We start from the raw sequence: 13,006 nt of genomic DNA on the forward strand, positions 1-13,006 counted from the left end.
TCCCGCCCATATATCGGACGAATTCTGCGCGTGTACGCGGCGCATGCCATGCAAGTGGCTTAAGATCGCACGCCGCGCATTCCGAACCGCATCTATAAAACTCAACCAGAGGACCCGACCATGGCGCAAGAAACCATGAGCTTTCAGGCGGAAGTGAAGCAGCTTCTGCAACTGATGATTCATTCGCTCTACAGCAACAAGGAAATCTTCCTGCGCGAGCTGATCTCGAACGCATCGGACGCGGCAGACAAGCTGCGCTTCGAGGCAATCGAAAACAGCGCGCTCTACGAGAACGATCCGGACTTGCGTATCCGCGTGTCGTTCGACAAGGCGGCGCGCACCGTCACCATCGACGACAACGGCATCGGCATGAGCCGCGAAGAAGCCATCTCGCATCTGGGCACGATCGCGCGCTCGGGCACGAAAGAGTTCTTCTCGAAGCTCTCCGGCGACCAGCAAAAGGACGCCGCGCTCATCGGACAATTCGGCGTGGGCTTTTACTCGGGCTTCATCGTCGCCGACAAGATCACGGTGGAATCGCGCCGCGCCGGTCTGCCGGCATCGGAAGGCGTGCGCTGGACGAGCGCGGGCGAAGGCGAGTTCGAAGTCGAGAATATCGAGCGCGCGCAACGCGGCACGACCATCACGCTGCATCTTCGTCCGGAAGAGAACGAACTGCTTTCGAGTCACAAGCTCAAGTCGATCATCCAGAAGTATTCGGATCACGTCGCGCTGCCCATCCTCATGAAGAAGGAAGAATGGGACGCCGAGAAGAGCGAGATGGTCGAGAAGGACGAAGACGAGACCGTCAATCAGGCGAGCGCGCTGTGGACGCGTAACAAGAGCGACATCACCGACGAGCAATACAAGCAGTTCTACCAGCATATTTCGCACGATCACGACGACCCGCTCGCGTGGACGCACAACCGCGTGGAAGGCCGCAGCGAATACACGCAACTGCTGTATGTGCCGAAGCACGCGCCGTTCGATCTGTGGAACCGCGAACATCGCGGCGGCCTCAAGCTCTACGTGAAGCGCGTCTTCATCATGGACGATGCCGAGCAATTGCTGCCCGCGTATTTGCGCTTCGTGAAGGGCGTGGTCGATTCGGCCGATCTGCCGCTCAACGTCTCGCGCGAGATCCTGCAGGAAAGCCGCGACGTGAAGGCAATTCGCGAAGGCGTGAGCAAGCGCGTGCTGTCGATGCTGGAAGAAATCGCATCGTCGTCGGCCGAAGCAACCGACGACGCCAACCGAGAAAAGTACACGAATTTCTGGAAGGAATTCGGTCAGGTGCTCAAGGAAGGCATTGGCGAGGATTTCAGCAACCGGGATCGCATCGCGAAGCTGGTGCGTTTTGCATCGACGCATAACGACTCCGACGTGCAAAACGTCTCGCTCGCCGATTACGTCTCGCGCATGAAGCCCGAGCAGACGAAGATCTACTACGTCACCGCGGACAGCTGGCAGGCCGCGAAGAACAGTCCGCATCTGGAAGTGTTCCGCAAGAAGGGCGTGGAAGTGCTGTTGCTGACGGATCGCGTCGACGAATGGATGCTCTCCTTCCTCAACGAATTCGACGGCAAGCCGCTGGCGAGCGTCGCGCGTGGCGACCTCGATCTGGGCGCGCTGAACGACGAGGAAAAGCAGCAGCAGGAAAAGGTCGGCGAGGAATTCAAGCCGCTCGTCGAGAAGATGAAGGAAGCGCTCGAAGGCAAGGCCAAGGACGTGCGCCTGACCTTCCGCCTGACCGACTCGCCGAGCTGTCTCGTGGCCGACGAAGGCGACATGAGCGGCTACCTGCAACGCATGCTGAAGGCAGCGGGGCAGAACGCACCGAAGATGGAGCCGATTCTCGAAGTGAACCCGGAACATCCGCTGGTGAAGGCGCTGCAGACCGATGGCGCGAATTTCGCGGATTGGTGTCATCTGCTGTTCGATCAGGCGTTGCTGGCCGAAGGCGGATCGCTGGAAGATCCGGCGAGTTTCGTGAAGCGGACGAATGCGTTGTTGTTGGCGCGTTGAGGTCGAGGGTTGGTTGTTGAGGTGAAGGACGCGCCGTTGGGGTTTCGACGGCGCGTTTTTTTGCGGCTACGACTTCTTGGCCCGCTCTGGCACGGAAGCGGACTGAAGCGTTGTCGTTAGCGCGCTTGAAGTCTCGACCTTTGGATGCGCGCTGCCGGAACGGACCGGCAGCGCGTATTTTTACTTGCGCTCCTTGTTGGACTGGGCGAGCACGGAAGCAGCTAGCGTCTTCGTTTCCTTCGAATACTTCGGGCTTTTCAGCACTTCGCTTGCCTTGTGCTCCATCGCGCCGCTTGTTTGCTTCGCGCTATGGGCCTGTGATAGAGCCGACGCGGCAAGACTCTTTTTGATCTCCGATGCTTTCGGATCATGAAGCGTCTCGGATGCCAAATGCGCCACCTTGTTCGACGTCTGCTTTGTGTTTTTAGACATTTAGATATCCTTTTATAAATGCGCTGATCGTGAAATCCACGGTCTGCAATTCAGTGTGCTGCGTTGCGCGCCGCCATTCCATACGATTTGTCCGAAGGGCCAGCGCGGTTTTATAATTAACGCCATGCTGACCTGCACCGATCCCGTCGACCGCCATTGGCGCAGCGCGCCGCTCGCATCGCTTACGAGGCATCAAAAAGACTGGCTCACACGCGGCGGCTCCCTGACCGCGCACTTGCGCGCGCTAGGACAAGTCACTGTGGAAGTGACGCGCGAATGCGTCGCCGCGCCGTGGCTTGACGAATGGCAAGCGCTCGGCGTCACGCCGCGCACGCCGGTGTGGACGCGCGAAGTCGCGTTGAAGGTCGATGGCGTCGCAGTTGTAGTCGCGCACAGCATCGTCGCGCTGTCGCACAGCACGGGCATCTGGCAATCGATGCGCCGCCTGCGCACCCGCCCGCTCGCCGAACTTCTCTACAGCGACAGCAGCGTGTCCCGTTCCGTACTCGCAAGCCGCGTCGTCACCGCGCGGCATCCGCTCCATGCGCTGGCCTTGCGCGAAACGCCGCCCGGACATGCTCTGCACGCGCGCCGCTCGGTATTCCTGCGCCACGGCGCGCCGCTCATGGTCACCGAATGCATGCTCGATGCGCTCTGGGCCCGGCTCGCGGAATCGGCAAGACCGCGGGGTGTTCATCATCGTGAGCATGCGCGGGCGTTCGAGCACCTGAGTTCGCATGCAAAGCGCGTCGCGGACGAGAAAGCCCGATGACGCTGACCGGATTCGCGCCCGTGGCCGACCGCGCCACGCATACGCTGATTCTCGGCAGCTTCCCGGGCGTCGCATCGCTGACGGCGACGCAGTACTACGCGCATCCGCGCAATCAATTCTGGCGGCTCGTGGGCGCGGTGATCGGCGAACCGCTGCATGAATTGAGCTACGAGAAACGTCTGCAACGCCTGCTTGCTCATCGGATCGGCTTATGGGACGTGCTTGCCGCATGCGAGCGCCAGGGCAGCCTCGACAGCGCAATCCGCAACGCCGCCGCGAACGACTTCGACGCATTTCACACGCGCTTTCCCGCGCTCGGGAAAGTCTGCTTCAACGGCAAGACTTCGGGCCGCTTCGAAGCGCAGGCGAGCGCCGCGGGTTACGCGACGCTCGTGCTGCCTTCGTCGAGCGCGGCCAATGCTATGCTCTCGTTCGACCAAAAACCGCGCGTCTGGCGCGACATTCTCAGCACACAATGAAGAATCTAATCAAGCGCGCATCCGCCGAAGCACGCGCGTTCGGCCGCAACAAGGATGCGGCGAAACAGGACCGCCGCCGCATCAAGGGCGATGACGACGATCTCGCCAACGCGCCGCGCATCGACGCGCCGCGTAAGCCGCGCTTCGCGCCCGTGACGTTCTCGGAAGAGGGCGGCGTGCGTTATCTGCACTTCGGCACTGAATGGATCCAGGGCGCGATGCGCATCAAAAAGCCCGATCACCTCGAACTCGAATACGCGCAGCAGATGATGGCGTGGCTGCTTTTCATCGAGACGCCGGCGCGCATCGTGCAACTCGGGCTCGGCTCGGCCGCGCTCACCAAGTTCTGCTATCGCTTCCTGAAACGCGCGCAAGTCGAAGCGGTCGAGTTGAATCCGGCGGTCGTGATCGCCGCGCGCGCCATGTTCGAGCTTCCGTACGACGACGCGCGCCTCACCGTCACCGAACGCGACGCGTGGGAGTTCGTCAACGACCGCGCGAACCACGGCACCATCGGCGCGCTGCAGATCGATATCTACGACGCCAGCGCGCGCGGTCCCGTGCTCGACAGCGTGTCGTTCTATCGCGCGTGCCGGGCGTGTCTCACACCGGATGCGGGCGTCGTCACGATCAACCTGTTCGGCGATCACCCGAGCTTCGTGCGCAACATGCGGCATCTGAACGAGGCATTCGCCCATCGCGTGATCGCGCTGCCGGAAGTACACGACGGCAACCGTATCGCGCTCGCCTTCGCCGGTCCCGCGCTCGACGTGCCGTTCGCCGCGCTCGAAGCCCGCGCCAGGCTGATCGAAGCGCAACTCGGCCTGCCCGCGCGCAAGTGGGTAAAAGGCCTGGCTGAAATCGCGAAGCTGCCGATGACCGGTTCGTTCGCCATCTGATCCTCGGTTCCGCTCCAGCCAATCCAGGCAGGCGATCCCGGCGATTTTTACGATCTCATTTCTTATCAGGGGATTAGTCGGGATTCCCCCTGCTTGACCCGCGTTTTTCGGTCCATATACTCCTCCTGTTATTTCGGGGCGCTTTCAGCGGCGTGCCATGCAAGATGGCAACCGGCCTTTCGAGCGAGCGACCGACCGTCCTCGCCTGGCCGCGCCCAAAGCGAATGCTCAAAACAATAGGGAGACCGTCATGGCTCACGAAGCTGCGACCGGCACAGGACAACCACGCAACAAGCATTGGCTCTGGCTTCTGATCCTTCCATGGATCGGCGTGGTTTGGGTGCCGTTTTACAACAAGATCGAGCCGGTTCTGTGGGGCTTTCCGTTTTTTTACTGGTATCAGTTGCTGTGGGTGCTGATCAGCGCGGTCATCACGGCCGTCGTCTATAAGAAGACCAAGGCGCTGTCCTCGGGTCGTGCCACGCCCCGACAAGGAGCCCCGCGATGATGAATCTCACCGCGACTTTCGTCTTCGTCCTGTTCTTCGTCGGCGTGACGATTCTAGGCTTCATCGCCGCGCACTGGCGCAAGGGCGATCTCGGTCAGCTCGACGAATGGGGCTTGGGCGGCCGGCGCTTCGGAACCGTCGTCACGTGGTTCCTGCTCGGCGGCGATCTCTACACCGCGTACACCTTCGTGGCCGTGCCGGCGCTCGTGTTCGGCGCGGGCGCGACGGGCTTCTTCGCGCTGCCTTACACCATCCTGATCTATCCGTTCGCCTTCGTCGTGTTTCCGAAGCTGTGGAGTATCGCGAAGCGGCACGGCTACGTAACCGCCGCCGACTTCGTGCATGCACGCTACAACAGCCGCATGCTCGCGCTGGCGATCGCCGTGACGGGTATCGTCGCGACCATGCCGTATATCGCGTTGCAACTCGTGGGCATCGAAGTGGTGATCGGCGCGCTCGGCTTTTCGACGCAAGGATTGCTCGGCGACATGCCGCTCATCATCGCGTTCGCGATTCTCGCGGCCTACACGTACACCTCGGGCCTGCGCGCGCCCGCGATGATCGCCGTGGTGAAGGACGTCCTGATCTACATCACCATCATCGCCGCGATGATCATCATTCCCGCGCAGCTCGGCGGCTTCGGGCACATCTTCGGGGTCGTGCCGCCCGCCAAGCTGCTCTTGAAGGCGCCCGATACCGCGAGCCTCAACGGCTACAGCGCGTACGCGACGCTCGCGGTGGGTTCGGCGCTCGCGCTGTTCCTGTATCCGCACTCGGTGACGGCGATTCTTTCGTCGAACTCGGGCAACACCATTCGCCGCAACATGGCACTGTTGCCCGCGTACTCGCTCGTGCTCGGGCTGCTCGCGCTGCTCGGCTACATGGCGCTTGCCTCGGGCGTGAAGGACATGCCGGAATACGCGTCGTACTTCAAGGCCTATGGCGCGAACTTCGCCGTGCCGGCGCTCTTTCTGCATTACTTCCCGTCGTGGTTCGTGGGCGTGGCGTTCGCGGCCATCGGCATCGGCGCGCTCGTGCCCGCGGCGATCATGTCTATCGCGGCGGCCAACCTCTACACCCGCAACGTACATCGCGAGTTCGTCAACCGGTCGATGACGCCCGAGCAGGAAACCAACGTCGCCAAGCTCGTCTCGCTTATCGTGAAAGTGGGCGCGGTGGTGTTCATTCTCGCGCTGCCGCTCACTTATGCCATCCAGTTGCAACTGCTCGGCGGCATCTGGATCATCCAGACGCTTCCCGCGCTCGTGCTCGGTCTCTATACGCGCGTGCTGGATCATCGCGGTCTGCTGATCGGCTGGGCGGTGGGTATTGGCACGGGTACGTGGATGGCCGTATCGCTGCAACTTAAGGGCTCGATCTTCACGGTGCATATGTTTGGCTACGCCGTGCCGGGCTATGCGGCGGTGTGGGCGTTGATCGTCAATCTCGTGGTGTCCATCGTCGTGAGCCTGCTGGTACGCGCGCTCGGCCTCAAACGTTCGGATGACCGTACGCGTCCGGAAGATTATCTGGACATCGTGGAAGGTTGATCGCGCGATTTCTCCGCGTTTGATACCCTGAACGCCCGTAACCGCCTTCCGGCTGTTGCGGGCGTTTCGACTTCGGACCACGAGCGACCATGCCCTTACAGACTTCCGTGTCACCCCGGCGCATGCAGGCAAGGCGGCTCATGCACGGGCTCGCTTCGCCGTATTTCCGATACCGGCATGCGAACGTGATCCACGCGGTGCGCGTCGCGCTCGGCATGGCAACCTCGTTTCTGGTGACGACCGGCATCAACGTGCCGCATGGCGTGTGGGCGTCGGTGTCGCTGCTGGTCGTGATCGGCGGCTTGCAGCACTACGGCAATATCCGCAAGAAAGCCGTCGAACGGGCACTGGGTACGGCGCTCGGCGCGGGCATCGGGCTCTTTTTGATCCTCGTGCATGCGCTGTTCGGCTCGCTCCTGCTGTTTTTCTTTCTAATGTCCCTGTTCGCGGGCGCGTGCGCCTACTACGCAATCGGCAAGGCGGGCTATGTCGCGCTGCTGACCGCGATCACAATGGTCATCGTCTCCGGTCATGGCGATCTTTCCTTCGATGTCGGGCTGTGGCGCACGGCCAATGTGATGATCGGCATTGCCATCGCGCTGGCGTTCTCGTTCGTGCTGCCGCAGTACGCAACGTATTCGTGGCGCTATCGGCTGGCGGACAACCTGCGCGAATGCGCGCGGCTTTACGGCGCATTGCTCGATGGCAAGCCGCTGTTGCCCGAGGAAACCACGCGGCGCTTTCTTGCGATGAGCCAGCGTCTCGTGCAGGCGCGCGGCTTGATGGAATCGGTCGCAAAGGAAACACATGTGCCAATTGCGCGGCTAGAGGAGATTCAGCGCCTGCATCGTTCGATCCTGGCGGCGCTGGAGATGCTGGCTTCGTCGGCGGTGGAGAATTTCGGCATCGACTGCACGCCGCGTGAGCAAGAGGCGCGGCACAAGCTGCTGCGCATGTCGCGCGCGCTGCGTTTCGGGCGTGTGGGTCTTTTGCACCGAAGCGTGGACCTGACCGTATTCACGCCGATGCCAGGAGAAGCGAACGAAAGGGATTTATCGACGCAGGGCATGCACTGGCTCGCGATGCGTTTTGCGGAGCAGGTGGAACGCCTGCGCTTGCGACTGAGTGAGATCGAGCGGCAGTGGAACATAGAAGGCGCACGGCCGCTCAACGATTGACTGTGCTCGTCTCGCGCCTTTAGTGAGCGGGCTGTCACGCCTGCGCGGGTGCTTCCTCGGTGGTATTGACCACGTTGATGAGCCAGGGCACGCCGAAACGATCCTTCAGCATGCCGAAGCCTGCCGTGAAGAACGTGGCCTGCCACGGGGTCAGCACTTCGCCGCCTTCGACGAGCTGGTTGAACATGCGCTCGCCGGAAGTCGCGTCGTCGGCGGCGACGGACAGCGTGAAGCCCTGATAAGCCTTCGACGGCTGACCGAACTGGCCGTCCGACACCATGATGGCGTTAGGTCCCACGCTGAAGAGCGCGTGCATGACCTTGTCCTGCCATTCGGGCGGAACGCTCGCGCTGTCGGGCGTGTCGCGAAAGCGGATCAGCGCATGAATCTCCGCGCCGAGTGCGGTTTGGTAGAGAGCGAGCGCGTCCGCGCAGTCGCCGTTGAAGAACACATAAGTATCGAGTTGCATGACTGACTTTTTAAGCTCTTACGTTTTGCCTCAGAGCCTCGCAGTCTATTGCAACGCGCGTTTATGGAAACTGGGAAAAGGTCAATTTAGGTCAAAATAAACGGGAATAGTGCGTTTACAGAAACACTGACCCATGACAACAAAATGGCGCAGTGTGAGTGCGCCATTTTGTTGTACTGCATGCGGGGAAGCGCCCGGCTTATTGAAGCGCGGTAATCAGCTTTTCGAGCTTTATTGCATCGGCAGCGAACGCGCGGATACCTTCCGCGAGTTTTTCGGTGGCCATGGCGTCGTCGTTGACGAGGAAGCGGAAGGTCGGCTCATCGACGCTGATCTTCTCGACGTTCTCGTTCTTGACCGAATCCGCGGAGAGCTTGCGCTCCACCTTCTCGTCGCTGTCGGCGAGTTTCTTCAGGAGATCGGGGCTGATGGTCAAGAGATCGCAACCCGCGAGTTCCGTGATCTGGCTCACCGTGCGGAAACTCGCGCCCATGACTTCCGTCTTGTAGCCGAACTTTTTGTAGTACGCGTAGATGCGGCGCACCGACTGCACGCCCGGATCGTTCGCGCCGCCCATTTTCACTTCGTCCCATTCGGCGCCCGCCGACTTTTTGTACCAGTCGTAGATGCGGCCGACGAACGGCGAGATCAGTTGCGCACCGGCTTCCGCGCACGCGACGGCTTGCGCCAGCGAGAACAAGAGCGTCATGTTGCAGTGGATGCCTTCCTTTTGCAGCACCTCGGCCGCGCGGATTCCTTCCCACGTGGACGCCAGCTTGATCAGCACGCGGTCCTTCGAGATGCCCGCTGCGTCGTACAGCTTGATGATTTCGTGTGCCTTGTCGATTGAGCCTTTGGTGTCGAACGAAAGGCGTGCGTCGACTTCGGTCGATACGCGGCCCGGAATGATCTTCAGAATCTCGGTGCCGAACGCGACGAGCAGATTGTCGATGATCTGACCCATCGGCTTGTCCTTGTGCTCCTTGACGGTCTTCTCGAGCAGCGGCTTGTAGTCGTCCTTCTGCACGGCCTTCAGGATCAGCGACGGATTGGTCGTGGCGTCCTGCGGCTTGAACGCGACGAATTGCTGGAAGTCGCCGGTATCGGCGACGACGGTGGTGTATTGCTTGAGCTGGTCGAGAGCGGATGTCATGTCGAGTTGTCGGCGCAATGCGCCTTGTCAATTGCGGTGGCCCGCGGTTTGCCTTTGAACGCGACGCCGCATGCGATGCTTCGGCTGCGGCGCGCCCCTGATTTCTCACTTCATCATTCTAGTCCCGCGCACGGGTTTCACGCTTGAAAGCGCGCACGCGGCATGCCCGGCTTCGACCGGAGCTGCACGGCGCGGTTCCTTACAGCACGGTCACTCGATGCTGTACGCCAGCTCGTGCCAGCGCCGCACCGTGCCTGAACCGATCTGCCCGCGTGGAAAGCGCATGGCGCGTACTTCCTTGAGGGCGCGCGCGTCCTTGGTCGTATCGCCGCAACTTTTTTTGAGCACGACATCCTGGACGGTGCCGGTGTCGTCGAGCAGGACGCGAACGATCGTCTTGCGCTTTGTCGCGCCGGCGGAGATGCCGCGCGCCAGTAATTTGTCGATCAGAGACATGACGGTGATGCAGAAGTAGTTGCAATGTCTCGGCCAGATAATGCCGGCCGATACCGTCATTTTAGGCGCTCGGCCGGCGCGCATTAAGGATCAGATGCGTCACGACGCCCGCGATTAAACCCCAGAATGCGGAGCCGATCGACAGCAGGGTCAGCCCGGAAGCCGTCACCATGAACGTGACGAGCGCCGGCTCGCGCTGGCGCACGTCGTGCATGGCGTTGGCGAGTCCGCTCATGATCGAACCGAAAAGCGCGAGCGCCGCGACCGAAACGACCAGCGCTTTCGGGAACGCCGCGAACAGCGCCGCAATGGTCGCACCGAACGTGCCCGCGACGAGATAGAAGACGCCGCACCAGACCGCCGCCGTATAACGCTTGTCGCGATTTTCATGCGCTTCGCGGCCGGTGCAGATGGCGGCCGTGATCGCCGCGAGATTGACGCCGTGCGAGCCGAACGGCGCGAGCAGCAAGGAAGCGATGCCGGTAGTCGAAATGAGCGGCGCGGAAGGCGTGTCGTAGCCGTCGGCGCGCAAGACGGCGATGCCCGGCACGTTTTGCGAGGCCATCGCCACGATGAAGAGCGGAATGCCGATGCTCACGATTGCCGAGACGGAGAACGACGGCATCGTGAAAACGGGGTGTGCGAGCGCCACGTGGAAGCGCGAAAAGTCGAGCAGTCCGAGCGAACCCGCGACGGCGATTCCGGCGATGAGCGTCGCCGGAATGGCGTAACGCGGCGCCAGGCGCTTGGCGATGAGGTACGTGAAGAACATCACTAGCACGAGCGCCGTCTGCATTTGCGCCGCTCGAAAAATCTCGATGCCAATTTCGAACAGAATGCCCGCAAGCAAGGCTGCGGCGATGCCCGACGGAATGCGCTTCATGAGCGTGTCGAACCAGCCCGTCACGCCGACCGCGGTCAGGAGCACCGCGCACACGATGAACGCCCCGATCGCCTCGCCATACGCCACGTTCGGCAGCGACGAGATGAGCAAGGCCGCGCCCGGCGTCGACCACGCGACGACGATAGGCGCGCGATAGCGCAGCGACAAGCCGATCGTGCACAGCGCCATGCCGATGGAAAGCGCCCAGATCCACGACGAAATTTGCGCGTCCGACAGATGCGCGGCCTGGCCCGCCTGGAACATCAGCACGAGCGAACTGGTGTAGCCGGTCATCATCGCGACGAAGCCGGCGACGATGGCGGAAAGGGAGGTATCGGCAAGCGGGCGAAGCGGGGCGGGCGTGGAGGAAGAGACGTTCATGCGTGGTGGATGGTTATTTGGACAGCGCGCGCATCGCGCTTTCGAGGCCTGCCATGGTGAGCGCGTACATGCGGTTGCCGAGGACATGGCGGATCGCGGAAACGGACTGGCGATATTCCCACAGCCGCTCGGGCTCCGGGTTCAGCCACGCATGATGCGGAAACTGATCGGCAAGACGCCGCAGCCACACCGCGCCGGCTTCGGCGTTGTTGTATTCGACCGAGCCGCCCGGTTGCAGCACTTCGTAGGGACTCATGGTGGCGTCGCCGACGAAGATCAGCTTGTAGTCCGGCGTGAATTTATGCAGCACGTCGAAGGTCGGCGTGCGTTCGGCATGCCGGCGCCGATTGTTTTTCCACAGATAGTCGTACACACAGTTGTGGAAGTAAAAGAACTCGAGATGCTTGAACTCGGCCTTCGCCGCCGAAAAAAGCTCTTCGACGCGCTTGATGTGATCGTCCATGGAGCCGCCGACATCGAGCAGCATCAGCACTTTCACTTTGTTGTGGCGCTCCGGCACCATCTTCAGATCGAGCCAGCCGGCGTTGGCTGCCGTGCTGCGAATGGTGTCGGGCAAATCGAGTTCGTCCGCGGCGCCTTCGCGCGCGAAGCGGCGCAAGCGTCGCAAGGCGACCTTGATGTTGCGCGTGCCGATTTCCACCTGATCGTCGTAATCGGCATAGGCGCGCTCGTTCCACACCTTGACCGCGCTGCGCTCGCCGGGCGAATCGCCGCCAATGCGGATGCCTTCCGGGTTGTATCCGCCATGTCCGAATGGCGACGTGCCGCCCGTGCCGATCCACTTGTTGCCGCCTTCGTGGCGGTCCTTTTGCTCGTCGAGCAGTTCCTTCAGGCGCTCCATCAGTTTATCGATGCCGCCCATTGCCTCGATGCGCTTTTTCTCTTCCGGCGTGAAATCGCGTTCGAGCCGCTTCTTGAGCCAGTCGAGCGGAACCTCGAAGGCTTCGTCGGGCAACTCGGTGATGCCATGAAAGTACGCGCCGAACGCGCGGTCGAACTTGTCGAAGTACTTCTCGTCCTTGACGAGCGCCATGCGCGCGAGGAAATAGAACTCGTCGAGCGAGGGCGAGATGACCTGGGCCTTCAGCGCTTCGAGCAAGGTCAGGTATTCCTTGACCGAGACGGGCAGCTTCGCGTCGCGCAGCGAGTAGAAAAAGTCGATCAGCATGGCGCGCTCTCCATAGCGAGGTGAATCAGCGGTCGAGCCGATGCTTCAGATGCGCGCGCACCGCGGGCCATTCCGACTGAATGATCGAGAACACGACGGTATCGCGCAACACGCCGTCGCGTCCTATCTGATGGTTGCGCAGAATGCCGTCCTGCTTCGCGCCAAGCCCCGCAATGGCTGCACGCGAGCGGTGATTCATAAAATGCGTGCGGAACTCGACGGCGATGGCATCGAGCCTTTCGAAGGCATGCGTGAGCAGGAGCAGCTTGGCTTCGGTGTTGAGCGCGGTGCGCTGCACGCGCTTTGCATACCACGTATGGCCGATTTCCAGCCGCCGATGCGTTTCGTCGACCGCGAAATAGCGCGTGGAACCGACGACATCGCCAGTCTTCGCATCGATCACCGCGAAGGGATGCGCGCCAAGACGGTCGCGCATGTCGAGCGCTGTATCGATATATGCGCGCGTCTTGTCGGGCGACGGCACGAAGGTGTACCAGAGTTTCCACAACTCGCCGTCGGAAGCAGCGGCCGTGAGCGCGGCTTCGTGTTCGACGGTGAGCGGCACGAGCTTGACGTGCTCGCCTTCGAGCGTGACGGGTTCGATCCAGCGGCTCATGCGTGCTTTTTCCAGG

Annotated in this window: 14 protein-coding genes; 7 read left to right on the forward strand and 7 right to left on the reverse strand. The window is 61.7% G+C overall.

What is annotated here, in order from left to right; all coding sequences use genetic code 11:
- Window positions 1-120 precede the first annotated feature (120 nt).
- Window positions 121-2,025, forward strand: a complete 1,905-nt coding sequence (gene htpG, locus NCR40_RS04160; protein WP_250508797.1) for a molecular chaperone HtpG — start codon at window positions 121-123, stop codon at window positions 2,023-2,025.
- Between the two features lie 180 nt (window positions 2,026-2,205).
- Here the strand turns inward: htpG and NCR40_RS04165 are convergent, their stop codons facing one another.
- The gene (locus NCR40_RS04165; RefSeq protein ID WP_250492084.1) at window positions 2,206-2,457 is read right to left on the reverse strand and encodes a hypothetical protein; all 252 of its coding nucleotides are present in this window, start codon (window positions 2,455-2,457) and stop codon (window positions 2,206-2,208) included.
- A 124-nt stretch (window positions 2,458-2,581) separates the two neighbouring features.
- Between NCR40_RS04165 and NCR40_RS04170 the strand changes: the two genes are divergently transcribed.
- The 6 genes from NCR40_RS04170 (at window position 2,582) to NCR40_RS04195 (ending at window position 7,843) form a co-directional block, all read left to right on the forward strand.
- Complete coding sequence (locus NCR40_RS04170) at window positions 2,582-3,229, forward strand: chorismate--pyruvate lyase family protein (RefSeq protein WP_250508798.1); 648 nt, start codon at window positions 2,582-2,584, stop codon at window positions 3,227-3,229.
- The gene (locus NCR40_RS04175; protein ID WP_250508799.1) at window positions 3,226-3,708 is read left to right on the forward strand and encodes a DNA-deoxyinosine glycosylase; all 483 of its coding nucleotides are present in this window, start codon (window positions 3,226-3,228) and stop codon (window positions 3,706-3,708) included. Before NCR40_RS04170 ends, NCR40_RS04175 begins: the two co-directional genes overlap by 4 nt.
- Window positions 3,705-4,607 (forward strand): class I SAM-dependent methyltransferase, encoded by a 903-nt coding sequence (locus NCR40_RS04180; protein WP_250508800.1) that lies wholly within the window; start codon window positions 3,705-3,707, stop codon window positions 4,605-4,607. The genes NCR40_RS04175 and NCR40_RS04180 overlap by 4 nt, the downstream gene beginning before the upstream one ends.
- A gap of 250 nt (window positions 4,608-4,857) precedes the next feature.
- Window positions 4,858-5,115: a DUF3311 domain-containing protein gene (locus NCR40_RS04185; protein WP_244827500.1), complete on the forward strand. Its 258-nt coding sequence runs from the start codon at window positions 4,858-4,860 to the stop codon at window positions 5,113-5,115.
- Window positions 5,115-6,665: a monocarboxylate uptake permease MctP gene (gene mctP / locus NCR40_RS04190; RefSeq protein ID WP_244827999.1), complete on the forward strand. Its 1,551-nt coding sequence runs from the start codon at window positions 5,115-5,117 to the stop codon at window positions 6,663-6,665. Before NCR40_RS04185 ends, mctP begins: the two co-directional genes overlap by 1 nt.
- Window positions 6,666-6,754: 89 nt before the next feature.
- Window positions 6,755-7,843 (forward strand): FUSC family protein, encoded by a 1,089-nt coding sequence (locus tag NCR40_RS04195; protein WP_250492088.1) that lies wholly within the window; start codon window positions 6,755-6,757, stop codon window positions 7,841-7,843.
- Window positions 7,844-7,877: 34 nt separating this feature from the next.
- Here the strand turns inward: NCR40_RS04195 and NCR40_RS04200 are convergent, their stop codons facing one another.
- The 6 genes from NCR40_RS04200 to NCR40_RS04225 all read right to left on the reverse strand — a co-directional run bounded on the left by NCR40_RS04200 (window position 7,878) and on the right by NCR40_RS04225 (window position 12,990).
- Window positions 7,878-8,312 carry a VOC family protein gene (locus NCR40_RS04200; RefSeq protein ID WP_250508801.1) on the reverse strand — a complete coding sequence of 145 codons (435 nt, stop codon included), beginning with the start codon at window positions 8,310-8,312 and terminating at the stop codon, window positions 7,878-7,880.
- A gap of 199 nt (window positions 8,313-8,511) precedes the next feature.
- Window positions 8,512-9,465 (reverse strand): transaldolase, encoded by a 954-nt coding sequence (gene tal, locus NCR40_RS04205; protein ID WP_250508802.1) that lies wholly within the window; start codon window positions 9,463-9,465, stop codon window positions 8,512-8,514.
- A gap of 210 nt (window positions 9,466-9,675) precedes the next feature.
- On the reverse strand, window positions 9,676-9,921 hold the full coding sequence (locus NCR40_RS04210) for an energy transducer TonB family protein (RefSeq protein ID WP_250508803.1): 246 nt from the start codon (window positions 9,919-9,921) through the stop codon (window positions 9,676-9,678).
- Between the two features lie 61 nt (window positions 9,922-9,982).
- Complete coding sequence (locus NCR40_RS04215) at window positions 9,983-11,185, reverse strand: benzoate/H(+) symporter BenE family transporter (protein WP_250508804.1); 1,203 nt, start codon at window positions 11,183-11,185, stop codon at window positions 9,983-9,985.
- A 13-nt stretch (window positions 11,186-11,198) separates the two neighbouring features.
- Window positions 11,199-12,374: a vWA domain-containing protein gene (locus NCR40_RS04220; protein WP_244827506.1), complete on the reverse strand. Its 1,176-nt coding sequence runs from the start codon at window positions 12,372-12,374 to the stop codon at window positions 11,199-11,201.
- A 25-nt stretch (window positions 12,375-12,399) separates the two neighbouring features.
- On the reverse strand, window positions 12,400-12,990 hold the full coding sequence (locus NCR40_RS04225) for a GNAT family N-acetyltransferase (protein WP_250508805.1): 591 nt from the start codon (window positions 12,988-12,990) through the stop codon (window positions 12,400-12,402).
- Window positions 12,991-13,006 lie beyond the last annotated feature (16 nt).

Source organism: Caballeronia sp. GACF4 (assembly GCF_023631025.1).
Taxonomy (GTDB): domain Bacteria; phylum Pseudomonadota; class Gammaproteobacteria; order Burkholderiales; family Burkholderiaceae; genus Caballeronia.